Below are 25637 nucleotides of genomic sequence, written 5' to 3' on the forward strand. Positions count from 1 at the left end.
CTATAGATTTATTCGAATGTGTCACTCGAAAACCGGCACGATGTTGGCTTTTTCGATACTGTCGAAGGGCAACAGGTATTCGTGGTCATCTACTACAACTACCACGTCGTCGCCCTCCACCCCTTTGATCAGGCCCAGGAATTTGCGCCGGCCCTCAAACGCCATACGCAGCTTGATCTGCACTTTATGACCAATAAATGCCTCGTACTGCTCCAGCCGGAACAGCGGCCGGTCCATACCGGGCGAAGACACTTCCAGCGTATATTCTGTCTGGATGGGGTCTTCCACATCCATTACCCCGCTGACCTGACGACTGACTTTCTCGCAGTCGTCGATCGCGATGCCGTTCTCGGCATCATCAATAAACACCCGAAGCTTGGAATGGTGTCCATGGGAGCGGAATTCAATTCCCCAGAACTCATAACCCAGACCCTCGACCACCGGGCGCAGGATGTCTTCCAGTTGTTTCAGTTTGGCTGACAAGTGTCGCCGCCTCCGTTTCCGAATTTTCAGGGTACAAAAACAAAAAAAGGGCTGTTAATCAGCCCTTTTATGCACCAGGGCCCTTTGCGCCAGGCCCCTTAATCAAAAAGCCCCTGAAACATGGGGCCTTTTGTTGCAAGAATTCGCAAAGCGCCAACCCTTTCAAGCGCTCTGCCGACAGACACCTGGCCTGCCTGGAAGCCTCGATGCTCGCAGGCTCCAATATCCGCGGGAGTATAGTGACGCCACGCGGACTGGTCAAGGACTGACCAAAAAAAACGGCCTGGGTTTGCCAAGCCGTCTTCTTTTAATATGGTGCCCGGGGCCGGACTCGAACCGGCACAGCTTTCGCTACCACCCCCTCAAGATGGCGTGTCTACCAGTTTCACCACCCGGGCATCATTCTTTACTCGAGTTCGGGGAGCGCGTCCCCACCCTCGGTTTCGCTGTTGGCTGCAGGCTCATCAGCAGAGGACGCCTGCTCAGCTTGCGCACCTGCCTGAGACGATTCCTGAACAACCGGAATACCTGCCTCGCCAGCCACTTCAGCGCGCTGCTTGGCAAAAATTGCCAGCGAAAAACTTGTCACAAAAAAGATAACCGCCATAAAAGTGGTCATCCGCGTCAGAAAGCTTCCGCTGCCCTGACTACCAAACACGGTCTGGGACGCACCACCACCGAAAGCCGCTCCGGCGTCTGCACCCTTGCCCTGCTGGATCAGAACCAGGCCCACCAGCGACACGGCGATCACGACGTGAACAACAACTACCAGTGTTTCCAACCAATCCATACAGACTCTCGTAAACGTGTCGGCTTAGACACCTGCCGGGAAAGACCGGCAAATGCTGATAAATTCTTCGGCCTTCAACGATGCACCACCGATGAGACCGCCATCAATATCCGGCTCTGCAAACAAAGCGGCCGCATTATCCGCTTTTACACTGCCGCCGTAAAGTACCGAAATCTCATTAGCCGGTGCATTCATACCATCCAGCACCTTGCGGATTTCCGAATGCATGGCCTGGGCATCGTCTGCCGTCGCGGTTTTTCCGGTTCCGATAGCCCAGACCGGCTCATACGCCACAACAACCCTGGACCACTGATCATCAGCCACAACTGACAACCCACTGCGAACCTGCTCGGCAACCACCGCTTCGGCTTGACCGGCTTCCCGCTCCGCGAGCGTTTCACCTACACACAGCACCGCAACCAAGCCACTCAACAGAACCTGCTCAACCTTGGCGGCTACCACAGAATCCGTCTCACCAAACAACTGCCGGCGCTCGGAATGGCCCACCAGCACATAGCCACAACCCATATCGCGGGCCATTTCGGCGGAGATTTCTCCGGTATATGCGCCAGATTGCCACTGGGACACGTTCTGCACACCGGTAGTGATCCGCCCGCCTCCCTGCTCGGCAACCTGGCCCAGATAGATCGCAGGAGGGATAATAACCACCTCCACATCTTTGCCAACATTACCGGACTGCTCGCAAATTGCGCCAACCAACTGTTTCACCAGATCTTTCGACCCGTTCATTTTCCAGTTTCCGGCAACAATTCTGCGACGCATCTCTGTCCTCGACAGTCCCGAGCAAAAGGGAGGCGGAACTATACAGCAGTCACCCGCGGTACACAACCACCCTTCGAAATCAGGGTGTTGAACGCTCCACCACCAGGGCAAGCTCTTCCACCACCCGGGTAATATCGTCCGCGCTCTGACCCTCGGCCATCACTCTGATCAGCGGCTCGGTGCCGGATGCCCGCAGCAGAATGCGCCCGGCATCACCCAACGAAGCCTCTGCCCGCGCCATGGCCTCAACAATATCCGCCCTACCCAACGGATCAAACCGTTCGGCAACGCGTACGTTGATCATTTTCTGCGGCAGCTTGCTCATACCTGCCCGCAGTTCTCCCATAGTCTTGCCGGACTTCCGCACTGCCAGCAGTACCTGCAACGCAGAGACAATACCGTCACCCGTGGTGGTGCAATCCCGGATCACCATATGCCCGGAACCCTCGCCTCCAATCAGCCAGTTATTGGCCAACAGGCGCTCCATCACATAACGATCGCCAACCTTGGCCCGCTCGAACTCGACGCCGATTTCGCGCAGAGCCAACTCAACACCCAGGTTGGTCATTAACGTACCAACCACACCACCGTTCAGCCGTCCTTCTGCCTGGCGCTGGGAAGCCAGGATATACAACAGTTCGTCGCCATCCACTTCGGAACCATCACGATCCACCATCAACACCCGGTCGCCGTCACCGTCGAAGGCAATACCAAGATCAGCCTTTTTCTCGGCAACCGCCTGTTTCAGCGCGCCCAGATGGGTAGAGCCAACATTCAGGTTGATGTTCAAGCCATCTGGCTCGGCGCCAATCACCGTCACTTTCGCCCCCAGCTCACGGAACACTTTGGGCGCCACGTGGTAGGTAGCACCGTGAGCACAGTCAAGCACCAGGTGCATGCCGTCGAGAGTAAACTCGTTTGGCACAGTACTTTTGCAGAACTCCACATAGCGACCGGGCGCATCGTCTACCCGGCTCGCCTTGCCCAGTTCTTCCGGCTCACACACTTCGATAGGCTGGTCCAGCCAGCGCTCAATCTCGGCTTCCAGGGCGTCGTCCAGTTTGGTACCGGCAGAAGAAAAGAATTTGATGCCGTTATCATGATGAGGGTTGTGGGAGGCACTGATGACAATTCCGGCAGATGCCCGGAAAGTTCGCGTGAGGTAGGCAATCGCCGGTGTCGGCATCGGCCCCAGCAACTTCACATCAACACCCGCCGCGGCCAGACCAGCCTCCAGCGCCGATTCGAACATATAGCCAGACAAACGGGTATCCTTGCCGATCAGTACGCTGTTGCGCTGGCCCGCACGCTTGAATGCCTGCCCCGCAGCCCACCCCAGATGCAGCATGAACTCCGGCGTAATCGGACTGTCTCCGACCCGGCCACGAATGCCATCGGTACCAAAGTATTTGCGCTGGGTCATCAGATTGCCTCCTTCACTGCCGTTACGATCCTGACGGCGTCCACAGTTTCCCTAACGTCGTGCACCCTGAGGATGCTCGCCCCTTTCATGGCCGATATTGTCGCGGCAGCGAGGCTGGCCGGCAACCTTTCATTCACATCGCGACCCGTGACCGCACCCAGCATGGATTTTCGCGAGACCCCGACAAGCAATGGATGCCCGAGAATATGCAACTGCTCAAGGCTGGCGAGCAGCTGATAGTTATGCTCCACGCTCTTGCCGAAGCCAAAGCCGGGATCAAGAATAATGTTATCGGCACGAACACCGGCCTGCTCAGCCACCCGCATACGCTCCGTCAGAAAAGAGCTGACTTCCCGACGCACATTCCGGTATCGGGGATCGTCCTGCATGCTATCCGGCTCACCCTGAATATGCATGATGCACACCGGAATGCCGGCCTTTGCGGCCACTTCGGGCGCGCCTTCGCGCTGCAGGGCGCGGACATCGTTGATCAGGCCGGCACCCAGCCGAGCGGTTTCAGCCATCACCACAGGATTGCTGGTATCCACCGAAATCACGGTATCCAACTCTTTGGCAATGGCTTCGACCACCGGGCATACGCGGTCCAGCTCTTCCTGGGTCGAGACTTCGTTTGCGCCGGGGCGAGTCGACTCACCTCCAACATCAATAAAAGAAGCGCCGTCATTGACCATCTGCCTGGCCCGCACAAGCGCCGATTCCCTGGAATTAAAGCGTCCGCCATCGGAAAACGAATCGGGGGTGACATTCAGAATACCCATCACGTGGCACCGAGACAGATCCAGTTCGCGACCGGCAAAGTTCATTTTCATAACGCGACTTCCACAGGCAGAGTTTTCGGAGAGACAAAAACAAACGCCGCCCGGGAGCCCGGGCGGCGCATTCAGTTACTCAGGCTTTGACGGCGAGTCAGTGCTCGCCGGCCGGACGCCCTACACCGGGTTGCCGGCCGTCGTCGGAGCTTCTAGGCTCCGGCGCCTGCTCAGGCTCTTCAGCCTTGACGCCTCCGGCAGGACCACTGTCACCCCAGTTCTTGGGCGGCCGAGGTTCCTTGCCAGCCATGATGTCGTCAATCTGGTAACGATCGATGGTTTCATACTTCATAAGTGCTTCGGCCATCATGTCCAGCTTGTCCCGGTTATCAATCAGGATCTGCTTGGCCTTTTCGTAGCACTCATCAATGATGTTGCGAACTTCCTCGTCAATCCGCTGGGCGGTCTCCGGCGAGTACACCGTATGTGCCTGCCCCGCGGAACGGCCGAGGAAGGGTTCCTCGCTATCGGTGTCGTACTGCAAAGGGCCAAGCTTCTCGGACAGCCCCCAGCGGGTCACCATGTTCCGGGCCAGGCTCGTGGCCCGCTCGATGTCGTTGGACGCACCAGTGGTGACACCATCGAAGCCCAGGGTCAGCTCTTCCGCGATACGGCCACCAAACAGGCTACAGATCGAGCTGATCAGATAGCGTTTGGAATGGCTGTACTTGTCCTCTTCCGGGAGGAACATGGTCACACCCAGGGCGCGGCCACGAGGAATAATACTCACTTTGTAGACCGGATCATGCTCAGGCATCAGGCGGCCAACAATGGCATGGCCGGACTCATGGTAAGCCGTGTTCCGCTTTTCCTTCTCACTCATCACCATGGACTTGCGCTCGGCGCCCATCATGATCTTGTCCTTGGCCAGCTCCAGCTCTTCCATGGAGACCAGGCGCTGGTTACGACGGGCCGCAAACAGAGCCGCTTCGTTAACCAGGTTGGCAAGATCGGCACCGGAGAAGCCTGGCGTACCCCGCGCGATGACGGCAGGATCAATGCCATCAGCCAGCGGCACTTTTTTCATATGCACTTTCAAAATCTGCTCACGGCCAATGATGTCCGGCAGGCTCACCACCACCTGGCGATCGAACCGGCCAGGGCGCAACAACGCCGGGTCCAGCACGTCCGGACGGTTGGTGGCGGCAATGACGATAACGCCTTCATTGCCTTCGAAGCCGTCCATTTCCACCAGCAACTGGTTGAGGGTCTGCTCACGCTCGTCGTGACCACCGCCCATACCAGCACCACGGTGACGGCCAACCGCATCGATCTCATCAATGAAGATAATGCACGGGCTTTGTTTTTTCGCCTGCTCGAACATGTCGCGAACACGGGAGGCACCCACGCCCACAAACATTTCCACAAAGTCGGAGCCGGAGATAGAGAAGAACGGCACCTTGGCCTCGCCCGCGATGGCCTTGGCAAGCAGGGTTTTACCGGTACCGGGAGGGCCCACCATCAATACGCCCTTCGGGATGCGACCACCAAGGCGCTGGAACTTGCTCGGATCCCGGAGGAAATCCACCAGCTCTTTCACGTCTTCCTTGGCTTCGTCGACACCCGCGACATCGGAAAACGTGGTTTTGATCTGGTCTTCACTCATCAGGCGCGCCTTGCTCTTGCCGAACGACATGGGGCCTTTGCCGCCACCGCCGCCCTGCATCTGGCGCATGAAGAACACGAACAATGCAATGATGATCAGAATCGGGAACGCGGCTACCAGCAGCTGCGTCCACAGGCTCTGGCGCTCGGGCTCCTTGCCGATCACTTCGACGTTGTTGGCGAGCAGGTCATCCATCAGCTTGTTGTCAGACACCTGCGGCCGGATGCTCTGGAACTGGGAGCCGTCGTTGCGGACACCCTGCACCTGCAGACCGTCAATGGTCACCTGCCGTACCTGGCCCTGCTGGACCATCTCGACAAACTGGGAATAGTTAACTTGTTGGCCGGTGGTGGTGGGAGAGAAATTCTGAAACACCATCAGCAGCACGGCGGCTATGATTAGCCAGAGAACCAGATTTTTTGCCATATCGTTCAAGGATCATCACCTGTGAATTGCAGGATCAGCGCCTGAAGGCCGCCAACCCTTTTCCGACACCTTACACCAATTGTACGCCGGTAAACCAGAAACGGCCCATCCGGAACCGATCGCGATACTACCTATATGGGACGCCATGACCGGAATTACAACACCCTCTGTAAGTGAATACGGCCATTTGTCATGAGTCGCTATCTGTTACAATCGCTGAATTATACGTGGTTGCCAGCGGAATCACCGCTGACCTTTTGTTAATTGCACCTATTAAGAGATTACATCATGAGTCTGTCACCGGAACAGCGCCGGGAATACCGGGCTATTGCCCACAACCTGAAGCCCGTCATCATCGTTGGCGACAAAGGCCTGTCTGAAGGGCTGCAGGACGAACTGGACCGTGCCCTGAACGACCATGAGCTGATCAAGATCAAAGTCGCCAGCCAGGATCGCGAAGTCCGCCAGGAAGCCATTCAGGCTCTGTGCGAAAGCTCCGGCGCCGAACTGGTCCAGACGATCGGTAAAATCGCCGTCATTCTGCGTCGTGCGAAGAAACCGAACCCCAAGCTGTCGAATCTGCTGCGCAACAAATAAGCGTAAGCTGAGACGCGAAAAAGCCGGCCTGGTTCCCCAGAGCCGGCTTTTTCTTTACGCCCGATCAGCACAACCGAGTCAGATATATTCCACTTCGGAAATCTCGTACTCCACGGTACCGGAGGGGATACGGATAGCCACCACATCCCCTTCGTTCTTACCAATCAGCGCGCGGGCGATCGGCGAGGACACCGACAGCTTGCCTGCCTTGATGTCGGCCTCATCTTCACCCACGATCTGGTAAGTAACCTCTTCGTCGGTTTCCATGTTGACCAGATGCACAGTGGTGCCGAAGATCACCTTGCCGGTATTCTCCATGGTGGTCACATCAATCACCTGCGCCACGGACAGCTTGCCTTCGATTTCCTGAATGCGACCTTCGATAAAGCTCTGCTGCTCCCGGGCCGCATGATACTCAGCATTTTCCTTCAGATCGCCGTGCTCACGGGCATCGGCAATGGCCGCGATCACCCGCGGCCGATCTTCGGACTTCAGCTTTTTCAGCTCCTCACGCAGACGGTCTTCGCCCGTCTTGGTCATCGGTACTCTGTCAGCCATAGCCTTACTTTCCTGCGTGTAGTTCCTGGAGGCGACGAACGGTGCGCTCCGGGCCAAACTTGATGGCCCGGCAGAAGGCTTCGCCACCTGCCAGTGTGGTTGTGTAGGTTACTTTGGTCTGCAAGGCAGACTGGCGAATCTGCGCCGAATCAGAAATCGCCTTGCGACCTTCCGTAGTATTGATAATCAGCTGAACCTGACCATTCTTGATGGCATCGACAATGTGCGGGCGACCCTCGCGAACCTTGTTCACCCGCTCAACGGCGATACCTTCGGCTTCCAGCGCCTTGGCGGTGCCAGTGGTGGCAATAATCCTGAAGCCAGCATCCACCAGGTCGCGGGCAACACTGGCCGCACCCGGCTTGTCCACATCGCGCACCGACATGAAGGCCACGCCCTGGGCCGGCAACCGTTCACCCACGGCCAGAGCGGCCTTGGCAAAGGCTTCATCAAAGCTGTCGCCCAACCCCATCACCTCACCGGTGGATTTCATTTCCGGCCCGAGGATCGGGTCCACGGCCGGGAATTTGTTGAACGGGAACACGGACTCTTTAACGGCGTAGTAGGCCGGCACGATTTCCTGAGTAAAGTTCAGTTCTTTCAGGCTCTTGCCGGACATCACCCGGGCCGCAACCGCGGCCAGAGACACCCCGATAGCCTTGGACACAAACGGCACGGTCCGTGAGGCACGCGGGTTCACTTCGATCACGTAGATCTCACCATCCTGATAGGCCAGCTGCACGTTCATCAGGCCGATAACATCCAGCTCGATGGCCATTTTTTTCACGGCCTCGCGCATCTCGTCCTGCACCTGCTTGCTCAGGCTGTAGGGCGGCAGGGAGCAGGCGGAATCACCAGAGTGAACACCAGCCTGCTCAATGTGCTGCATGATACCGCCGATCACAACATCAGTGCCGTCACTGATCGCATCAATATCGACCTCGATGGCAGCATTCAGGAAGTGATCAAGCAGAACCGGGCTGTCATTGGAGACCAGCACCGCGTTACGCATGTAGCGCACCAGTTCGGTTTCGTCATAGACGATCTCCATGGCCCGGCCACCCAGCACGTACGACGGGCGCACCACCAGCGGGTAGCCAATCTCGCGGGCAGCCACGATGCCTTCCTCGTGGCTGCGCACAGTGGCGTTTTCCGGCTGCTTCAGACCCAGGCGCTGGATCATCTGCTGGAAGCGCTCGCGGTCTTCGGCGCGGTCAATGGCGTCCGGACTGGTGCCGATAATGGGCACACCGGCGGCTTCCAGGCCACGGGCCAGTTTCAGCGGAGTCTGACCGCCATACTGGACGATTACGCCCTTGGGCTTCTCGACGTTGATGATTTCCAGCACGTCTTCCAGGGTGATCGGCTCAAAATACAACCGGTCGGAGGTGTCGTAATCAGTCGACACGGTCTCCGGGTTGCAGTTGATCATGATGGTCTCGTAGCCATCCTCGCGCATGGCCAGGGCCGCGTGCACACAGCAGTAGTCGAATTCGATGCCCTGACCAATGCGGTTGGGGCCACCGCCGATGACCACAATCTTCTCGCGATCGCTCGGCTCTGCCTCGCACTCTTCCTCATAGGTGGAGTACATGTAGGCGGTATCGGAGGCAAATTCCGCCGCACAGGTATCCACGCGCTTGTACACCGGGCGGATGCCAAGATCATGGCGTAGCTTGCGCAGGCTGACTTCGGAAATGCCCAGCAGCTTGGCCAGGCGGGCATCGGAGAAGCCCTTGCGCTTGAGGCGGAACAGGGTGGCCTTGTCGATATCGGCCTTACCGGCCGACTTGAGGGCCTGTTCTTCGCGCACGATGTCCTCGATCTGCACCAGGTACCAGGGGTCTACCTTGGTATGGCGGAACACTTCGTCCACGGTCATGCCGGCGCGGAAGGCATCGCCAATGTACCAGATTCGCTCGGCACCAGGCACGTTCAACTCCCGGGTCAGGGTTTCGCGGCTGTTTTCGGAGTCCAGATCTTCCAGCTTTTCATCGAAGCCTTCGGAACCCACTTCCAGGCCACGCAATGCCTTTTGCACCGACTCCTGGAAGGTCCGACCAATGGCCATAACCTCACCCACAGACTTCATCTGGGTGGTCAGGCGGGCGTCGGCCTGGGGGAATTTTTCGAAGGTAAACCGGGGAATCTTGGTAACCACGTAATCAATGGACGGCTCGAACGAGGCCGGGGTGACGCCGCCGGTGATTTCGTTCTGCAGTTCATCAAGGGTGTAACCCACGGCCAGCTTGGCCGCCACCTTGGCGATCGGGAAGCCAGTGGCCTTGGACGCCAGCGCTGAGGAACGGGACACCCGGGGGTTCATCTCGATAACGACCATGCGGCCGGTGTCCGGATTGATGCCGAACTGGACGTTGGAGCCGCCGGTTTCCACACCGATTTCCCGCAGGACCGCCAGGGAGGCGTTCCGCATGATCTGGTATTCCTTGTCGGTGAGGGTCTGGGCCGGGGCCACCGTAATGGAATCACCGGTGTGCACGCCCATGGCGTCGAAGTTCTCGATGGCACAGACGATGATGCAGTTGTCGTTCTTGTCGCGAACAACTTCCATCTCGTACTCTTTCCAGCCGATCAGGGATTCGTCGATCAGCAGTTCGTTGGTCGGCGACAGGTCCAGGCCACGAGTACAGATTTCCTCGAACTCGTCCTTGTTGTAGGCGATACCACCGCCGGAACCACCCATGGTGAACGATGGACGGATGATGCACGGGAAACCGATGTCTTCGGAGATCTTCCAGGCTTCGTCCATGGAATGGGCGATGGCCGCGCGCGGGCACTCCAGACCGATTTTCTTCATGGCCTTGTCGAAGCGGTCGCGGTCTTCGGCCTTGTCGATGGTGTCAGCGTTAGCGCCGATCATTTCAACGCTATGCTTCTCCAACACGCCGTGCTTTTCCAGGTCCAGCGCACAGTTCAGTGCAGTCTGACCACCCATGGTGGGCAGCAGGGCGTCCGGCTTTTCCTTTTCGATGATCTTTTCGACCGTCTTCCAGGTGATCGGCTCGATGTAGGTGGCATCGGCCATGGCCGGGTCGGTCATGATGGTGGCCGGGTTGGAGTTCACCAGGATCACCCGGTAGCCCTCTTCGCGCAGCGCCTTACAGGCCTGGGCTCCGGAGTAGTCGAATTCGCACGCCTGCCCGATCACGATGGGGCCGGCGCCCAGGATCAGGATGCTTTTAATGTCGGTACGTTTTGGCATGTCTTGGTAAACCTGTCAGCAACTTTTGAATTCTTGCAGCGCGGTATTCAGCGCCGGTGAGCTATCGTTGATGGCCTTGCCCTCAGGCAGATCGCGCTTCCATCAGCTGGATAAACTCGTCAAACAGCGGAGCCACATCATGGGGCCCCGGGCTGGCTTCCGGGTGACCCTGGAAGCTGTAGGCCGGCTTATCGGTGCGGCGAATGCCCTGCAGAGTGCCGTCAAACAGCGATTTGTGAGTCGCTTCCACGTTGGCGGGCAGGGTTGTTTCATCCACAGCAAAGCCGTGGTTCTGACTGGTAATCATCACAGTGCCTTTGGCAATGTCCTGCACCGGATGGTTGGCACCGTGGTGGCCGTGGCCCATTTTCATGGTTTTTGCACCACTGGCCAGGGCCAGTAGCTGGTGGCCCAGGCAGATGCCGAATACCGGAATCTCGGTTTCCAGCACTTCCTGAATGGCCTTGATAGCATAGTCGCAGGGCTCGGGGTCGCCCGGGCCGTTGGACAGGAAGATGCCATCGGGGTTCATCGCCAGTACATCAGAGGCCGGGGTTTGCGCAGGCACGACGGTGATCTCGCAACCGCGGGCCGCGAGCATCCGCAGAATGTTGTATTTTACGCCGTAATCCCAGGCCACCACCTTGAACCTGTCTTCGGAGCGGTCACTGTAGCCGTTTACCAGATCCCACTCGGCCTGGTTCCACTGGTAGGCTTCGCTGCAGGTGACTTCTTTGGCCAGGTCCATGCCTTTGAGGCCGGGAAAGGCGTTAGCCAGTTCCAGTGCGCGTTCGGCAGTGGCGTTTTCACCAGCGACGATGGCCCCATGCTGGGAGCCCTTGTCCCGGAGGATGCGGGTCAGTCGGCGGGTGTCGATGTCCGCAATGCCAACAATGTTGTTGCTTCGCAGGTAGTCATCAAGGCTACCCTTGTTTCGCCAGCTGCTGGCGAGCAGGGGCAGATCCCGGATGATCAGGCCAGCGGCCTGGATGCGGTCGGATTCTACGTCTTCTTCGTTAACACCGGTGTTGCCAATGTGCGGATACGTCAGGGTAACGATCTGGCGGGAGTAGGACGGATCGGTCAGGATTTCCTGGTAGCCGGTCATGGCAGTGTTGAAAACTACCTCGCCGCTGGTTTCTCCGTCTGCGCCGATGGCGGTGCCGTAGAAGAGGCTTCCGTCTGCGAGTGCAAGGATTGCTGGTGTGCTCAAGGCTTGTATCCTCATCGAGTGGCGTAAGTTCGTCACGAACAGGAACGCAAGCGCATAATCTCAGGTTGCAAAAAAGCGAGACAAGGTAAAAACCCGGTCCCGCTTTTATAAACTTTTCAAAGGTACGCTTGGTGCAGTCAAATCGCCTTATTGTAAGCGATTTTGGCGTTTTTTGTCCACGCCGAATTGCTCTCGGCCTGACGCAAACTCCGGCCACGGAAGCAGGGCACCTTCCCGAAAACCGCTACGAGCACTTCCATGTGCGCTTCTCTCCGGCCATCCATGGCCTCCGACATTTTCGGGAAGGTGCCCTGCTCCCGCAGCCTCTGAGCATGCTATTCAATCTCAGTTTTTCAGGCTCAAAACGTCCTGCATGTCATAAAGACCAGCCGCCTTACCCTCAAGCCACAACGCCGCCCGCATGGCACCTTTTGCGAAAGTCATCCGACTGCTCGCCTTGTGGGTAATTTCGATGCGCTCACCCTCCGTTGCAAACAGTACCGTGTGATCGCCCACCACATCGCCGGCACGGATGGTTTCGAAGCCGATTTCCTTGCGGGTGCGTTCGCCGGTGAAGCCTTCGCGGCCATAGACCGCACACTCTTTCAGGTCGCGGCCGAGGGCATCAGCCACCACTTCGCCCATGCGCAGGGCAGTACCTGAGGGAGCGTCTTTTTTGTGGCGGTGGTGGGCTTCGATGATTTCCACGTCGTAGTCATCACCCAGGGTTCCGGCGGCGGTGCGCAGCAGGTTGAGGACGACGTTGACGCCCACGCTCATGTTGGGCGCAAAGACGACTGGAGCATTTTCAGCCGCCAGGGCCAGTTGCTCTTTTTCGGCGTCGGTCATGCCGGTGGTGCCGATCACCAGCATTTTGCCGTTGGCGCTGCAAAACTTCGCGTTTTCCAGGGTCAGGTCCGGGAAGGTGAAGTCCACCAGTACGTCGAAGTCGTCTTTGACGTCGTCCAGGCTGGCGGCCATTTTTACGCCGGTTTTGCCGATGCCGGTCATTTCACCGGCGTCGGCGCCAATCAGACTGCTGCCCGGCTCGACGATGGCAGCGCCGAGCTCAAGGCCTTCGGTACCGTCGACCGCTTCGATCAGCACTTTACCCATGCGCCCGGCGGCGCCGATGATCGCTACCCTCATCTGCTCTACCCTCAGAATTTCATTTCGTCGAAGAAGTTTTTCACACCCTCAAACCATGAGGTTTTCTTGGGGGCATGATGAGTTCCGTTGTTACCATCCAGGGTTTGCTGGAATTCTTCCAGCAGCTCCTTCTGGCGCTTGGTGAGATTCACCGGCGTTTCCACAATCACCCGGCACAACAAATCACCAGCCGGGCCACCGCGGACCGGGCTGACGCCTTTGTTACGCAGACGGAACAGTTTGCCAGTCTGGGTCTCAGGCGGAATCTTGAGCTTTACCCGACCATCCAGCGTTGGCACTTCCAGCTCGCCACCCAGGGTGGCGTCGACGATGCTGATGGGCACTTCGCAGTAAAGATTGCGACCGTCACGGGTGAAAATGGAATGCTCACGAACGGCGACCTGTACGTAAAGGTCTCCAGGAGGCCCTCCGTCTACACCCATCTCACCTTCGCCGGACAGGCGAATACGGTCGCCAGTATCAACACCTGGCGGCACCTTGACGGAGAGGGTTTTCTCCTGGCGCACCCGACCCTGGCCATGACAGCTCTTACACGGGTTCTTGATGATCTGGCCGGAGCCGCGACAGGTAGGACAGGCTTGCTGTACGGTGAAGAAGCCTTGCTGCATCCGTACCTGCCCCATGCCCTGACAGGTGCCGCAAGTTTCCGGGCGGGAGCCTTTTTCGGCGCCACTACCATCACAGGCTTCACATTCTTTATGGCCAGGGATGTTGATCTTGACGGTTTTGCCTTTAACGGCCTCTTCCAGATCCAGCTCCAGGGTGTAGCGCAGATCTGCACCGCGGGTGGTGCGGCCACGGCCTCCGCCACCAAAAATATCGCCGAACACATCACCAAAGATGTCAGAGAAGCTGGCGCCACCACCGCCAAAGCCGCCGCCGGCCTGACCGTCTACGCCGGCATGACCAAACTGGTCGTAGGCGGCGCGCTTACTGGAGTCCGCCAGGATTTCGTAGGCTTCGCTGGCCTCTTTGAATTTGGTCTCGGCATCCTTGTCATCCGGGTTACGGTCCGGGTGGTACTTCATGGCGAGCTTTCGATACGCCCGCTTAATTTCCTTTTCGTCCGCATCCCGGGAGATCCCGAGTACTTCGTAATAATCGCGCTTGGCCATGCTTCAAAACCCTGTTTTTATAACGAGGAAAACGCGAGCCCGGCCCGCGTTTCCCCAACTACTTGATGTACTTCGGAATTACTTCTTGTCGTCGTCTTTGACTTCCTCGAACTCGGCATCGACGGCGTCGTCAGCACTCTTTGCCTGACCTTCTTCCTGGCCACCGGCCTGCTGAGCCTGGTCGGCCTGATCCGCGTACATCTTCTGAGCCAGCTCAGAGGACACTTCGGTCAGCTTCTGAGTCTTGGCTTCGATCGCTTCCTTGTCAGAACCCTCGAGGGCCTCTTCCAGATCCTTGATGGCCGCCTCGATGGACTCCTTCTCGCTGTCGGAGACCTTGTCGCCGGCTTCACTCAGGGTCTTGCGCACGGCGTGTACCATGGCATCACCCTGGTTACGAGCCTGGACAAGCTCCTCGAACTTGCGGTCTTCCTCGGCATTGGCCTCGGCATCGCGAACCATCTTCTCGATCTCGTCATCGTTCAGACCAGAAGATGCCTTGATCACGATGGACTGTTCCTTGCCGGTCGCCTTGTCTTTGGCTGACACGTTCAGGATACCGTTGGCATCAATATCGAAAGTGACTTCGATCTGCGGCACGCCGCGCGGTGCCGGCGGAATGTCGGCCAGATCAAAACGCCCCAGAGACTTGTTCTGTGCCGCCTGCTTACGCTCACCCTGAACGACGTGAATGGTCACTGCAGTCTGGTTGTCATCCGCCGTAGAGAAGATCTGCGATTTCTTGGTCGGAATCGTGGTGTTCTTCTCGATCAGCGGAGTGGCCACGCCACCCATGGTTTCGATACCCAGGGTCAGCGGGGTTACGTCCAGCAGCAGTACGTCTTTCACGTCGCCAGACAGTACCGCGCCCTGAATCGCTGCACCCATGGCGACGGCCTCGTCCGGGTTCACGTCTTTACGGGGCTCTTTGCCGAAGAACTCTTTTACTTTCTCCTGCACCAGCGGCATACGAGTCTGACCACCGACCAGAATAACCTCGTCGATTTCACCAGCCTTCAGGCCCGCATCCTGAAGAGCAATCTTACAGGGCTCCAGGCTGCGCTGAACCAGGTCTTCCACCAGCGACTCCAGCTTGGCACGGGTCAGCTTCACGTTCATGTGCTTGGGACCAGACGCATCTGCAGTGATGTACGGCAGGTTTACGTCGGTCTGCTGGCTGCTGGAGAGCTCGATCTTGGCCTTCTCGGCCGCCTCTTTCAGACGCTGCATGGCCAGAGAGTCGCCGCGAAGATCGATGCCGGTGTCTTTCTTGAACTGGTCAGCCAGATATTCAATCACTTTCAGGTCGAAATCTTCACCGCCCAGGAAGGTGTCACCGTTGGTGGCCAGCACTTCGAACTGGTGCTCGCCGTCTACGTCCGCAATTTCGATGATGGACAGATCGAAAGTACCACCACCCAGGTCGTACACAGCAACGGTACGATCACCGCTCTTCTTGTCCAGGCCATAAGCCAGGGCCGCAGCAGTTGGCTCGTTGATGATCCGCTTCACTTCCAGACCAGCAATCTTGCCAGCATCCTTGGTCGCCTGGCGCTGGCTGTCATTGAAGTACGCAGGCACGGTGATCACCGCTTCGGTTACCTTTTCACCCAGGTAGTCTTCTGCAGTCTTCTTCATTTTTTTCAGAACTTCTGCAGACACCTGCGGCGGCGCCATTTTCTGACCCTTCACCTCAACCCAGGCGTCACCGTTGTCTGCCTTGGCGATTTTATAGGGCACCATCTTGATGTCTTTCTGAACCACGTCATCTTCAAAACGACGACCAATCAGTCGCTTGATGGCGTACAGAGTGTTGTGCGGGTTGGTCACCGCCTGACGCTTGGCTGACTGGCCAACCAGAGTCTCGTTGTCATCGGTGTAGGCGATGATGGACGGGGTGGTGCGATCACCCTCTGCGTTTTCAATTACCTTTACCTTGTCGCCATCCATGATGGCCACACAGGAGTTTGTGGTTCCCAGGTCGATACCAATAATCTTGCTCATCGAATCACTCCAAATCTTTCTGAATGCTGTTCCGGAGAATGCCTACCCCGGCCTTTGCTGTTTAATCGCTATATTGGCGCTCTGCTCGACTTTTCAAGCCTGCTCGTCGATTTTTGGCGCATCTTCTGCCTTGGCCACTACGACCATGGCCGGACGAACCACCCGGCCATTAAGCAGATAACCTTTCTGCACAACCGCAACCACGCTGTTAGGCTCGGCATCCGGCGCCGGCACCATGGACATGGCTTCGTGCTGCTGCGGATCGAACGGCTCACCCACCGGGTTGAGTTGTTCAACGTTGAATTTCTTCAGGCTGTTCATGAACAGCGTCAGGGTCATTTCCACACCTTCGCGAATGGACCCAACCAGCTCGCCTGCGTTTTCGTGACCCTCGGTGCTTTCGACCGCCTTCTCCAGACTGTCGGCCACAGGCAACAGCTCTTTCACAAACTTCTCGAGCGCAAACTTGTGAGCTTTTTCCACATCAATCTCGGCCCGGCGACGGACATTCTGCATCTCCGCCTGTGCCCGCAAGGCCTGCTCCTGGTACTCCTGCAGTTTCTGCTGCAGCACATCCAGCTCGGAGCCCTGCTCCGGTGACTGCTCGGCATCCTGGTTACCTGCAGCCTGCTCTTTCGCCGCAGCTTCTGCTGCCTCGTTGCGTTCTTCTACCTGTTCGTTGCGCTTTTCGTCAGCACTCATGACAACTCCTGATAACGTTTTCACGGCCACGGAGGCCTGCAGAAATAACCACTCCCGCTTGTGCAGAAAGCAGGAAAGAATCGCTTTGCGAACCGATATGGGGCCCGCTTCCCGGGTTTCAACCGTCACCCACGCAATCTTTGATGTTTTCATCATTTCCTGTTTGCAAACCGGAAAAACCCTGTATATATTCACAGCAACTGTATAAACGAACAGTGGCCAGAGTTATTACTTGCTCAAGAACGAGCGGAGGTTGCGGCATGCTCACACAACTCACGGTATCGAACTACGCCATTGCAGAAAGGGTTGAACTCCAGTTCAACCGCGGTATGACAGCCCTGACTGGGGAAACCGGCGCCGGCAAGTCGATTGTGCTTGATGCCCTTGGCCTGGCCATGGGAGGCCGGGCCGATGCCGGCGCTGTTCGCCATGGCGCCAAGCGTGCCGACATTACCGCCAGCTTCGATATATCCCGCATCCCCGAAGCCCGGTTCTGGCTGGACAGCCATGAGCTGGACGACAAGGACGATTGCATCCTGCGCCGGACCATCAGCAAGGACGGCCGCTCCAAGGCATTCATTAATGGCCAGCCCTGCCCGCTGTCACAATTGAAAGAACTGGGCGGCCTGCTGATGGATATCCACAGTCAGCACCAGCATCAATCCCTGCTGCGTAAGGAAACCCACCGAAAGCTGCTGGACGAGTTCGCCGGCGCGGAAAGCCTGGCCGACGAAACCCGATCTGCATGGAAAGCCTGGCACCAGACGCGTCAGAAACTACAGCAACGCCAGCACAATGCTGATGAGGCCGAGGCCCGTTTACAGCTGCTGCGCTATCAGGTGGAAGAGCTGGACAGGTTGGCGCTGGGCGAGGACGAACAGACAACCCTGGAAGCCGAACAGGCACAGCTCAGCCAGGCCGACGCCGTACTTCACAGCAGCCACCAGGCCGCCCTACTATGCACTGAAGATGAGGTTTCAGCCGCAGATCTGGTGCGCCAGGCACTGCACCAACTGGAGCAACTGCCGGTTGATGTGCCGGCACTGACCGACACCATCCAGATGCTGAACGAAGCACAGATTCAGATTTCAGAAGCCGGCGACAACCTGCGCCGCTTCGTAGACGACTACGAAGCCGACCCGGTCCGACTGAACGAAGTGGAAGAACGGCTCAGCGCCATTTATCAGATGGCGCGCAAACACCGGATCACCCCGGAGGAGTTACCGGAATTGCATCAACGCCTGAGCCAGGAGCTGGCCGAACTGGATGGCGGCGAAGGCAGCCTGGAACAGCTTCAGGCCGAGCTGGAAAACCAGCGGGCAAGGTTCGACGCCCTGGCCACCAAGCTGACAGAAACACGCCATAATGCCGCCATGGAGCTCGACCAGCGAATCGCCCGGGAGTTGGCACAATTGGGCATGCCATCGGTGCAGTTTGTCAGCCACCTGAGCCGGAACAGTGATGACGAGCCCGCGCCTCACGGCATGGAAGAGGTGGAATTCCTGGTGAGTGCCAACCCGGGCCAACCCGCCCGATCGTTGGCCAAGGTGGCTTCCGGCGGTGAACTTTCCCGCATAAGCCTGGCCATTCAGGTGGTTGTGGCACAAACCTCCACCACACCAACTTTGGTGTTCGACGAAGTGGATGTTGGCATCGGTGGCGGTACCGCTGAGGTCGTCGGCCGCCTGCTGAGATCACTGGGCGAGAACGGCCAGGTACTGTGCGTCACGCATCTGCCGCAGGTCGCGGCCCAATGCCACCAGCATTTGTTCGTCAGCAAGTTTACGGAGAAAGACGCGACCTATTCACGCATAGAGCCGCTGGATGATCAGGGTCGGATCAGCGAAGTCGCAAGAATGCTTGGCGGAGTGGACATGACAGAACAGACCATAGCCCATGCCCGGGAGATGTTTGTAAAGGGCCAGGCAACCCATCACTAATCCCCCTCTCGTTTCGGAGAGCTTCTGGGCCAGCCTTGTCGCTGGCCCTTTTTTTACTTCTTATCGGACTTCAGTGGTTTTACGTAGAGGATCAGGCTGTGATCAACAATTTCATAGCCGTGCTCTGCCGCAATCTTCTGCTGGCGCTCCTCGATGATCTCATCCACAAACTCAACAACCTCACCGGTCTGGGTGCAGACCATGTGGTCGTGATGATCATCGCCGGCCATCTCGAAAACGGCGTGACCACCTTCGAAGTTATGACGCAACACCAGGCCAGCAGCTTCGAACTGAGTCAGCACCCGATAGACGGTCGCCAGGCCCACGTCATCGCCCTGGTCCAGCAGCTTTTTATAAACGTCTTCAGCACTCAGGTGATGTTCTTCGGCATTCTCAAGAATATTGAAGATCTTGACCCTTGGCAGAGTAACCTTCAGACCGACTTTTCGTAATTCGGCGTTTTCAGATGACATGTTACCATTCGCTCTTTGGTGTGCCTCACGGCTTCCGGTATGATGAAGCCGCAGTACGACGGATGACCCGTTTCACACCTGCTCAACGCAGGCGAATTCAAGATAGAGGATTTCCCCCGGCGATGCAAAAGCTCCCCGCTATCGTTCTTATTAGCATTTTATCCTTGTCCGGCTGTGTTTTTCCGGGCGTTTACAAAATCAATGTCCAGCAGGGCAACATTGTCACCGATGAGGAGCTGACGGAACTGTCCGAGGGCATGCCCAGAAGTCAGGTTCACGCGCTGCTGGGAAGCCCGTTGATGCTGAACCCCGTCGACCCGTCCCGGGAATACTATGTTTACACCTTTCAGCGCCGGGGCAACGAGATCGAAGAACAGCGCATCATCGTTTACTACGAGAATGATCAGCTGAGCCACTACGAAGCCCAGCTCCTGGAAGAAACACCAGCCTACTAGCGCTTACGCTTTCTTTTTAGCCCGGTTCAGGCGAGCCTGCTTGGGATCAATCTTGAGTGGGCGGTATAGCTCCACCCGGTCGCCTTCTCTCAGAGCATGCTCGGCTGGGTTCTTCACCATTTTGCCGAACACCCCCATATCGATAGTGTCCGGATCAATCTCCGGAAAGATCTCGATAATCCTGGAGAGCTTCACGGCTTCAAGGGCTGTAGTGCCCGGAGGCACCACCACGGGCACAATCTGCTGCTTGTCCGGGCGGGCATAGGCCACTTCCACTTCCATCACACGATCCCTCCGCGATAAACCTCGTCTGCGCGACGACAGAAAGCATCCACCATGGTATTGGCCGCCTGATTAAATACCGGGCCGAAGGTCATTCGTGAAAGCGAACCTGAAAATTCAAACTCCAGGGTCAGGATTACTTTGCAGGCGTTATCGTCCAGAGCCCGAAAGTGCCAGCGCCCGGTAAGATTTCTGAGCGGGCCGTCCACGAGTTTCATTTCAATGGTCTCTGGCATCAGCAACTGGTTTCGTGTGGTCAGCCGGTGGCGAACGCCCCCTTTGGAAATATCCAGTGAAGCCATGATTTCAGCGTCGTTCTGTTCGTGGACTTCTGCCCCGGCACACCAGGGTAAGAACTCAGGGTAACGGGCAACGTCATTGACCAGGTGGAACATACGCTCCGCCGAGTGCATAACCAATGCGGTCTTGTCGATCTGATGTGCCATGTAAACCGGATTTCCTGCGTTTCAGACTTCGTTCCAGCCCTGCCGGGCGGGTCAGACACTATGATAAAGGATATCGCCCTCTTTGGGGGCATTTTCATCTGGTTCGAGCTGCCCGTTTTCCGCGGGCAGCACGGCCTCTTCGGGTGTCTTCGGAGGTACATCTTCATCAACCGGACTGTCTTCAGGCGCCCTGTTCCGCGCCTCGGCAGACGCTGGAGGCTGTTGACACCAGATAGCAGCGCTGCCGTTGTCACACAGGTTGCCGAGTGAGAATAGCGTGTACTGTAGCCCGATCCAGGCCGCCACAACAGGCAGCACCAGGCGCATGACCCAGAACCAGATTCTCCGGAACACAACCGGCGCATTGCCCAAAATGGTTGCCGCGAAGCGCCGGGTGATACACCAGCCGGCAAATGTGGCAATGAGAATAGCCACCGCCGGTATCACAATGCCACCGGCGACCAGTTCCAGCCATCGAAATACAGTGGCACCACCTATGCGGTAATCTGCCCACAGATTGAAGGAGAACAGGGAAGCCAGCCCGGCGAACCAGACTGCAAGCCCGACAATGACCGCAGACCAGCCCCGAGGCGCCCCGGTCCACTCCCGGAACCATCCCACCACCGGTTCGAGCAGAGACACCCCCGTCGCCCAGACAATCAGCACCACCAGCAGATAAACCGCCGCGATCACCACCTGACTGTAGGGCATGCCTGATAGCGCGACCGGCAGCGAAACAAAAAGCAGGCTGAAACCCCGCTCCCCCTCCAGGCTGCTACCGTCCGCAGCAACTGAAAACATCATCAATCCGGCCATGATGGCAACGAGGGTGTCCATCAACACCACAGCCAGTATTGAGCGTTTCAGACGGGTATGGCTGGTGGAATAGGCGCCAAATATTGCCCACACCCCCATTCCGAGACCCAAGGTATAAAAAGCATGAAAGAACGCTGCCTTGATACTGGCCGCTGTTACCTGCTCAGGCCGCATCACCAGAACGTGATCTATCCCGGACTGCAAGCTCCCCCCCATGGCTGCCAGCCCGAACAGCACCAACATCAACAGCAGGGTGCAGGGTACGATCATGCGCATCGATCGCTCCAGGCCCTTGACCACTCCGCGGGCAGAGACCGCAACCACGAGAATCACGAAGAAGACATGCCAGGCCATAAACTGCCGATAGTGGCCCGGGTCCGACACCAGCTCCGACAGAACAGCAGTTGCTGAGGCCGCCGAAGCACCCTCGAAACGGTCAGCTGCCCCGAAAAAGATGTAAGCCAGCACAATACCGCCAAAAACCGCGGTAAAGGAGAGCACCACGAACGCCGCAAGAATGCTAAGCGGCCCCGCCAGTCGCCAGAACGGTGAGCAACCAGCGTTTTTAACCATGCCGTCCATGGCCAGCACAATACCATGCCGGGCATGACGGCCAATCACAGCCTCCGTCACCATCAGCGGCAAGGTAACAATCAGCAGGCAGGCCAGGTACAGCAAGATAAACAAGCCACCGCCGTGGATACTGGCCAGATAGGGAAACTGCCATAAATTGGCCAGGCCGACCGTGGCACCCACAGAAGCCCAGAAAAAGGTGGATTTTCGGGTAAACGACCCTATTGACGTCTGGTACTTGCGCAGCATTACTTCCCCAGGCAGTGACGAGCGCATCATTGTAGCCGAAGCAAGCCTGCAGGAACGACACTAAACCCGAGCCAGACGGCGAATCCGTGACCCTTCTTGCACTCCTGCGCTACAATGCGCGCTTTGCTGGCGTACCGACAAGACCAGCATCGTCATTCTTCCGATCCCGGACAGGATTCATGAGCAAGAAGAAAGCAAACGCCCCAACCAGCAACACCATCGCCCTGAACAAGAAGGCGAAGCACGAATACCATATTGAGGAGCGCTTCGAGGCTGGCCTGGCCCTGCTCGGCTGGGAAGTGAAGTCGTTGCGTGCCGGTAAGGCACAACTGGTTGATGCCTATGTGCTGCTGAAGGATGGCGAAGCCTGGCTGTTGGGCTCCCACATCACGCCTCTGAACACCGCCTCTACCCATGTGATTGCGGACCCGACCCGCACCCGAAAACTGCTGCTGCACGCCAAGGAAATCGCCAAGATTGTCGGCCAGGTGAATCAGGCGGGTTACACCTGCATTCCCCTCGCCCTGTACTGGAAAAAGAACAAGGTAAAATGTGAGATCGCCCTGGTGAAGGGTAAGAAGCTGTTCGACAAACGCGCTACCGAAAAAGAGCGTGACTGGAACCGCCAGAAACAGCGCATCATGCGCGAGGCCAACACCTGACACCAAAACTGTGTCGCATATGCACCCTCTTTGCTGATTTCAAAAAGCCTCCTATACTTTTAGGCCTTTCGTCAGTTGGCCCCGATGGCAGTACCAGGCGGCCCGGACTCCGGCACAGAGCCTAGGGAGGGCTTATGTCAGCAAAACGGACGGCCATGACCTCGGTCGATCGCTCCTGGTTACGCATGGATACCCCGGAAAATCCCATGATGATTTCCGCGGTACTGGCCTTTGAACACCCCATTCCGCTCAAGCGACTCAAGCGCACCCTGGAAGAACGTTTCCTGAAGTTCCGGCGCTTTCGGCAACGCATCGTTGACAAAGGTGACAAGGTCTATTGGGAAGACGATCCCCTGTTCGATCTGGACAATCACCTGCACACCATCGCTCTGCCGGGAAATGCCGGCAAGCAGGAGCTTCAGGCCCTGGCCAGTGACTTCAACAGCACCGCCCTCGATTTCCGCCGCCCACTCTGGCAGATACACTACATCGACAACTATGAGAACGGCTGCGCCCTGTTAATCAGGATTCACCACTGTATTGCCGATGGCATTTCCCTGGTGCGGGTACTGCTTTCGCTGACCGATCGCACTCCTGAACCCAAGCTAGAGCGCGTTGCACACCCAAAGCTACCCGCAAAACCCAATGGCACAGCCGCCAGCCGGTTCCTGCACCGGATTGTAGACAGCACTCAGGCGGCCTGGGGACAGGCCAACCTGTTCGTGGATTCCATTCGCAAAGAGCCTGACTACCCACTGAAGCTGGCCACCACCGCCGGCGATATTGTTCTGGACCTGGCCAAACTGGGACTTGCCCCTTTCGAGCCCAAAACCAGCCTGAAAAGCCCGCTGCTGGGCCGCAAACAAGTGGCCTGGGCCGAGCCCCTTGAACTGGAAACCGTGAAACAGTGCGCGCGGACACTGGGGGGAACCGTCAACGACGTATTGCTTTGCGCCGCGACCGGTGCGCTGACCCGGCATTTTACGGAGCACGGCCAGAGCATTCCGGACTGCGGCATTCGGGTTGCCGTTCCTTTCAACCTGAGACCGCTGGACCAACCCATCGAAAACCTCGGCAATCAGTTTGGCCTGGTGCTGGTGTGCCTGCCCGTTGAGGTAACAGATCCAATCATGTGTTTTCGCCAGGTTCAGGAAAACATGAACCGGCTCAAACGGTCTTACCAGGCCCAGGTAACCTATAGCCTGCTGGACCTGTTTGGCCGCGGCCCGGACATTCTCGAACGCCGGGCACTGGACCTGCTCAGCAACAAGGCTTCAGCGGTGCTGACCAACGTTCCAGGCCCACGCCATGCGGTTTACCTGGCGGGCAGCAAACTGGCTCAACCCATGTTCTGGGTACCCCAGAGCGGCAACATCGGTATAGGCATGAGCATTTTCAGTTACGCCGGCACGGTACAGTTCGGCATAACCGTCGACAAAGGCATCAAAGCCGACCCGGGCGAGGTGATGAATTATTTCCGTGACAGCTTCGAGAACCTGCATCAGGCTGCACTCGTGAAAGCTGGCGCCGGCGGTTTCCGCCAGGCCTCCTAGGCTCACCAGAGCCAGCGGTAGGTACAAATAGTAACGCCGTTACACAAAGAAGCCTTGAAGTCTGGCAATCCGGACACATATACTGAAATAACAAGGGGACGACTTGGCTTCGACGCCGGTGACGAACCCTTGGGTGCATGCCGAGATGGCAGCGAATCTCGTAAATCCAAAGCTGCAACGTAATAGTCGCAAACGACGAAAACTACGCACTGGCGGCGTAAGCCGTTCCAGTCGTCCTGGCTGAGGCGCCTATAACTCAGTAGCAACATCCCAGGACGTCATCGCTTATAGGCTGCTCCGTTCACCAGAGCTCACTGGTGTTCGGCTAAGATTAAAGAGCTCGCCTCTTGCACCCTGACCTTCGGGTCGCTTGAGGTTAAATCAATAGAAGGACACTAAGCATGTAGACCTCAAGGCCTAGTGCTGGCGGACGCGGGTTCGATTCCCGCCGTCTCCACCACCTTGCAAGAGAAAAGCCCCTGATTTCAGGGGCTTTTTTCGTTTGTGGAATGCCTCAATTCCTGCAGCACCTTCGCAGCACTCTGGAAAAGGAAGCCAACCATGAACCAGCCAAACGACCCGGAAAGCCTGACAGAGCTGGTGGCCAGAATCCGTGACCATACCCGGGATCAGGACCGAGTGTCGGTTGGGGATCTGATGACCGCAGTGGGTGAGCGCTCTTTTGGCCCGCTGGTCCTGCTGGCCGGCCTGGTAACGGTGGCGCCGCTTATTGGCGACATTCCCGGCGTACCCACCTTACTGGGCTTGCTGGTTCTGCTCACCTTGGGGCAGCTGCTGTTCCAGCGTCGCTCAGTCTGGATTCCCTCCCGTTTATCGAACCGCCATATTTCCAAACAGACACTGTTTAAAGGCCTGCAATGGGCAGACAAACCGGCGGCATTTGTCGATCGCTGGACCCGGCGGCGCTTACCCTGGTTGGTTTCCGGGGCAGGCCAGTATCTGATGGCACTGATTTGCATGGCGGTGGCCGCTGCCATGCCGATGATGGAACTTATCCCCTTCAGTGCCAATGGCGGTGGCCTGGCACTGATGGCGTTCGGGCTGTCCATTGTCGCCCGGGACGGGCTGCTGGCTCTGGTTGCCATCGCCACTAGCGTTGGCACTGGCTGGTTGGTGATTACAAACCTGCCCTGGTAGGCGAACTGTCAAAAGACCTGTCACCATTTGATACAAAGCTGATGACGAATCGCTGAGCATAAAGCTGCTATTATTGCTACATAACCTTTTGATCGCTGGCGCCTTGT

At 57.5% G+C, this 25637-nt stretch carries 23 protein-coding genes, 1 tRNA gene and 1 other RNA gene; 7 read left to right on the forward strand and 18 right to left on the reverse strand.

Annotated features, from left to right (window positions below; all coding sequences use genetic code 11):
* Positions 1–21: 21 nt before the first annotated feature.
* The 7 genes from rimP to ftsH all read right to left on the reverse strand — a co-directional run bounded on the left by rimP (position 22) and on the right by ftsH (position 6350).
* Positions 22–483 (reverse strand): ribosome maturation factor RimP, encoded by a 462-nt coding sequence (gene rimP, locus QPL98_RS06380; RefSeq protein WP_011786762.1) that lies wholly within the window; start codon positions 481–483, stop codon positions 22–24.
* Positions 484–796: 313 nt separating this feature from the next.
* Positions 797–881: transfer RNA gene (locus QPL98_RS06385), tRNA-Leu, on the reverse strand.
* An 8-nt stretch (positions 882–889) separates the two neighbouring features.
* Positions 890–1273 (reverse strand): preprotein translocase subunit SecG, encoded by a 384-nt coding sequence (gene secG / locus QPL98_RS06390; RefSeq protein ID WP_023009676.1) that lies wholly within the window; start codon positions 1271–1273, stop codon positions 890–892.
* 24 nt (positions 1274–1297) lie between these two features.
* Positions 1298–2056 (reverse strand): triose-phosphate isomerase, encoded by a 759-nt coding sequence (tpiA, locus tag QPL98_RS06395; protein ID WP_303292919.1) that lies wholly within the window; start codon positions 2054–2056, stop codon positions 1298–1300.
* A gap of 79 nt (positions 2057–2135) precedes the next feature.
* Complete coding sequence (gene glmM, locus QPL98_RS06400) at positions 2136–3479, reverse strand: phosphoglucosamine mutase (protein ID WP_011786765.1); 1344 nt, start codon at positions 3477–3479, stop codon at positions 2136–2138.
* Positions 3479–4309 (reverse strand): dihydropteroate synthase, encoded by an 831-nt coding sequence (gene folP / locus QPL98_RS06405; RefSeq protein ID WP_286715588.1) that lies wholly within the window; start codon positions 4307–4309, stop codon positions 3479–3481. Before folP ends, glmM begins: the two co-directional genes overlap by 1 nt.
* A gap of 97 nt (positions 4310–4406) precedes the next feature.
* Positions 4407–6350 (reverse strand): ATP-dependent zinc metalloprotease FtsH, encoded by a 1944-nt coding sequence (gene ftsH, locus QPL98_RS06410; protein ID WP_181800037.1) that lies wholly within the window; start codon positions 6348–6350, stop codon positions 4407–4409.
* A 279-nt stretch (positions 6351–6629) separates the two neighbouring features.
* Between ftsH and yhbY the strand changes: the two genes are divergently transcribed.
* On the forward strand, positions 6630–6938 hold the full coding sequence (gene yhbY, locus QPL98_RS06415; RefSeq protein WP_011786768.1) for a ribosome assembly RNA-binding protein YhbY: 309 nt from the start codon (positions 6630–6632) through the stop codon (positions 6936–6938).
* Positions 6939–7016: 78 nt separating this feature from the next.
* Here yhbY and greA read toward each other — a convergent pair whose 3' ends face one another.
* From greA to grpE, 7 genes are all read right to left on the reverse strand, one after another.
* Positions 7017–7496, reverse strand: coding sequence for a transcription elongation factor GreA (gene greA / locus QPL98_RS06420; protein ID WP_022991279.1), 480 nt, complete (start codon positions 7494–7496; stop codon positions 7017–7019).
* 4 nt (positions 7497–7500) lie between these two features.
* Positions 7501–10719 carry a carbamoyl-phosphate synthase large subunit gene (carB, locus tag QPL98_RS06425; protein ID WP_286715590.1) on the reverse strand — a complete coding sequence of 1073 codons (3219 nt, stop codon included), beginning with the start codon at positions 10717–10719 and terminating at the stop codon, positions 7501–7503.
* Positions 10720–10801: 82 nt separating this feature from the next.
* On the reverse strand, positions 10802–11932 hold the full coding sequence (gene carA / locus QPL98_RS06430; protein ID WP_023011652.1) for a glutamine-hydrolyzing carbamoyl-phosphate synthase small subunit: 1131 nt from the start codon (positions 11930–11932) through the stop codon (positions 10802–10804).
* A gap of 345 nt (positions 11933–12277) precedes the next feature.
* Positions 12278–13081, reverse strand: coding sequence for a 4-hydroxy-tetrahydrodipicolinate reductase (dapB, locus tag QPL98_RS06435; RefSeq protein ID WP_303292920.1), 804 nt, complete (start codon positions 13079–13081; stop codon positions 12278–12280).
* Between the two features lie 11 nt (positions 13082–13092).
* Positions 13093–14217, reverse strand: coding sequence for a molecular chaperone DnaJ (dnaJ, locus tag QPL98_RS06440; protein ID WP_011786773.1), 1125 nt, complete (start codon positions 14215–14217; stop codon positions 13093–13095).
* A gap of 78 nt (positions 14218–14295) precedes the next feature.
* On the reverse strand, positions 14296–16221 hold the full coding sequence (gene dnaK / locus QPL98_RS06445; RefSeq protein WP_303292921.1) for a molecular chaperone DnaK: 1926 nt from the start codon (positions 16219–16221) through the stop codon (positions 14296–14298).
* A gap of 93 nt (positions 16222–16314) precedes the next feature.
* Complete coding sequence (gene grpE, locus QPL98_RS06450) at positions 16315–16923, reverse strand: nucleotide exchange factor GrpE (RefSeq protein ID WP_031210352.1); 609 nt, start codon at positions 16921–16923, stop codon at positions 16315–16317.
* Positions 16924–17183: 260 nt separating this feature from the next.
* On the opposite strand from grpE, the gene recN reads away from it, so the two are divergent.
* Positions 17184–18863: a DNA repair protein RecN gene (gene recN / locus QPL98_RS06455; RefSeq protein ID WP_023009670.1), complete on the forward strand. Its 1680-nt coding sequence runs from the start codon at positions 17184–17186 to the stop codon at positions 18861–18863.
* A 53-nt stretch (positions 18864–18916) separates the two neighbouring features.
* On the opposite strand, the gene fur is transcribed toward recN, so the two are convergent.
* A complete protein-coding gene (fur, locus tag QPL98_RS06460; RefSeq protein WP_011786777.1) occupies positions 18917–19336 on the reverse strand; it encodes a ferric iron uptake transcriptional regulator in 420 nt (139 codons plus the stop codon).
* A 122-nt stretch (positions 19337–19458) separates the two neighbouring features.
* On the opposite strand from fur, the gene QPL98_RS06465 reads away from it, so the two are divergent.
* Positions 19459–19791, forward strand: coding sequence for an outer membrane protein assembly factor BamE (locus QPL98_RS06465; RefSeq protein WP_022991272.1), 333 nt, complete (start codon positions 19459–19461; stop codon positions 19789–19791).
* 3 nt (positions 19792–19794) lie between these two features.
* Here QPL98_RS06465 and QPL98_RS06470 read toward each other — a convergent pair whose 3' ends face one another.
* From QPL98_RS06470 to QPL98_RS06480, 3 genes are read right to left on the reverse strand one after another with little or no spacing between them, the layout of a single operon-like run.
* A complete protein-coding gene (locus QPL98_RS06470) occupies positions 19795–20073 on the reverse strand; it encodes an RnfH family protein (RefSeq protein ID WP_303293015.1) in 279 nt (92 codons plus the stop codon).
* Positions 20073–20519: a type II toxin-antitoxin system RatA family toxin gene (locus QPL98_RS06475; RefSeq protein ID WP_014422610.1), complete on the reverse strand. Its 447-nt coding sequence runs from the start codon at positions 20517–20519 to the stop codon at positions 20073–20075. Before QPL98_RS06475 ends, QPL98_RS06470 begins: the two co-directional genes overlap by 1 nt.
* A gap of 51 nt (positions 20520–20570) precedes the next feature.
* Positions 20571–22157 (reverse strand): sodium-dependent transporter, encoded by a 1587-nt coding sequence (locus QPL98_RS06480; protein WP_303292922.1) that lies wholly within the window; start codon positions 22155–22157, stop codon positions 20571–20573.
* A gap of 179 nt (positions 22158–22336) precedes the next feature.
* Between QPL98_RS06480 and smpB the strand changes: the two genes are divergently transcribed.
* The 4 genes from smpB (at position 22337) to QPL98_RS06500 (ending at position 25530) form a co-directional block, all read left to right on the forward strand.
* Positions 22337–22819 (forward strand): SsrA-binding protein SmpB, encoded by a 483-nt coding sequence (smpB, locus tag QPL98_RS06485; protein WP_011786782.1) that lies wholly within the window; start codon positions 22337–22339, stop codon positions 22817–22819.
* A 134-nt stretch (positions 22820–22953) separates the two neighbouring features.
* The gene (locus QPL98_RS06490; RefSeq protein ID WP_303292923.1) at positions 22954–24372 is read left to right on the forward strand and encodes a wax ester/triacylglycerol synthase family O-acyltransferase; all 1419 of its coding nucleotides are present in this window, start codon (positions 22954–22956) and stop codon (positions 24370–24372) included.
* A gap of 94 nt (positions 24373–24466) precedes the next feature.
* Positions 24467–24832, forward strand: a transfer-messenger RNA (tmRNA) gene (gene ssrA, locus QPL98_RS06495).
* Positions 24833–24933: 101 nt separating this feature from the next.
* Entirely contained in the window at positions 24934–25530 is a 597-nt protein-coding gene (locus QPL98_RS06500) for an exopolysaccharide biosynthesis protein (protein WP_303292924.1), read from the forward strand.
* The last annotated feature ends 107 nt before the right edge of the window (positions 25531–25637 follow it).

It is taken from the genome of Marinobacter sp. ST-43 (genome assembly GCF_030541085.1).
Taxonomy (GTDB): domain Bacteria; phylum Pseudomonadota; class Gammaproteobacteria; order Pseudomonadales; family Oleiphilaceae; genus Marinobacter; species Marinobacter nauticus.

What these genes read in the sequence shown, in the direction of transcription:
- carB (WP_286715590.1), bottom strand. Translation starts at nt 10,719, where the DNA reads ATGCCAAAACGTACCGACATTAAAAGCATCCTGATCCTGGGCGCCGGC.
- yhbY (WP_011786768.1), top strand. Translation starts at nt 6,630, where the DNA reads ATGAGTCTGTCACCGGAACAGCGCCGGGAATACCGGGCTATTGCCCAC.
- dnaK (WP_303292921.1), bottom strand. Translation starts at nt 16,221, where the DNA reads ATGAGCAAGATTATTGGTATCGACCTGGGAACCACAAACTCCTGTGTG.
- QPL98_RS06480 (WP_303292922.1), bottom strand. Translation starts at nt 22,157, where the DNA reads ATGCTGCGCAAGTACCAGACGTCAATAGGGTCGTTTACCCGAAAATCC.
- smpB (WP_011786782.1), top strand. Translation starts at nt 22,337, where the DNA reads ATGAGCAAGAAGAAAGCAAACGCCCCAACCAGCAACACCATCGCCCTG.
- QPL98_RS06465 (WP_022991272.1), top strand. Translation starts at nt 19,459, where the DNA reads ATGCAAAAGCTCCCCGCTATCGTTCTTATTAGCATTTTATCCTTGTCC.
- greA (WP_022991279.1), bottom strand. Translation starts at nt 7,496, where the DNA reads ATGGCTGACAGAGTACCGATGACCAAGACGGGCGAAGACCGTCTGCGT.
- dapB (WP_303292920.1), bottom strand. Translation starts at nt 13,081, where the DNA reads ATGAGGGTAGCGATCATCGGCGCCGCCGGGCGCATGGGTAAAGTGCTG.
- fur (WP_011786777.1), bottom strand. Translation starts at nt 19,336, where the DNA reads ATGTCATCTGAAAACGCCGAATTACGAAAAGTCGGTCTGAAGGTTACT.
- tpiA (WP_303292919.1), bottom strand. Translation starts at nt 2,056, where the DNA reads ATGCGTCGCAGAATTGTTGCCGGAAACTGGAAAATGAACGGGTCGAAA.
- QPL98_RS06490 (WP_303292923.1), top strand. Translation starts at nt 22,954, where the DNA reads ATGTCAGCAAAACGGACGGCCATGACCTCGGTCGATCGCTCCTGGTTA.
- QPL98_RS06475 (WP_014422610.1), bottom strand. Translation starts at nt 20,519, where the DNA reads ATGGCACATCAGATCGACAAGACCGCATTGGTTATGCACTCGGCGGAG.
- glmM (WP_011786765.1), bottom strand. Translation starts at nt 3,479, where the DNA reads ATGACCCAGCGCAAATACTTTGGTACCGATGGCATTCGTGGCCGGGTC.
- folP (WP_286715588.1), bottom strand. Translation starts at nt 4,309, where the DNA reads ATGAAAATGAACTTTGCCGGTCGCGAACTGGATCTGTCTCGGTGCCAC.
- dnaJ (WP_011786773.1), bottom strand. Translation starts at nt 14,217, where the DNA reads ATGGCCAAGCGCGATTATTACGAAGTACTCGGGATCTCCCGGGATGCG.
- QPL98_RS06470 (WP_303293015.1), bottom strand. Translation starts at nt 20,073, where the DNA reads ATGGAAGTGGAAGTGGCCTATGCCCGCCCGGACAAGCAGCAGATTGTG.
- QPL98_RS06500 (WP_303292924.1), top strand. Translation starts at nt 24,934, where the DNA reads ATGAACCAGCCAAACGACCCGGAAAGCCTGACAGAGCTGGTGGCCAGA.
- grpE (WP_031210352.1), bottom strand. Translation starts at nt 16,923, where the DNA reads ATGAGTGCTGACGAAAAGCGCAACGAACAGGTAGAAGAACGCAACGAG.
- recN (WP_023009670.1), top strand. Translation starts at nt 17,184, where the DNA reads ATGCTCACACAACTCACGGTATCGAACTACGCCATTGCAGAAAGGGTT.
- secG (WP_023009676.1), bottom strand. Translation starts at nt 1,273, where the DNA reads ATGGATTGGTTGGAAACACTGGTAGTTGTTGTTCACGTCGTGATCGCC.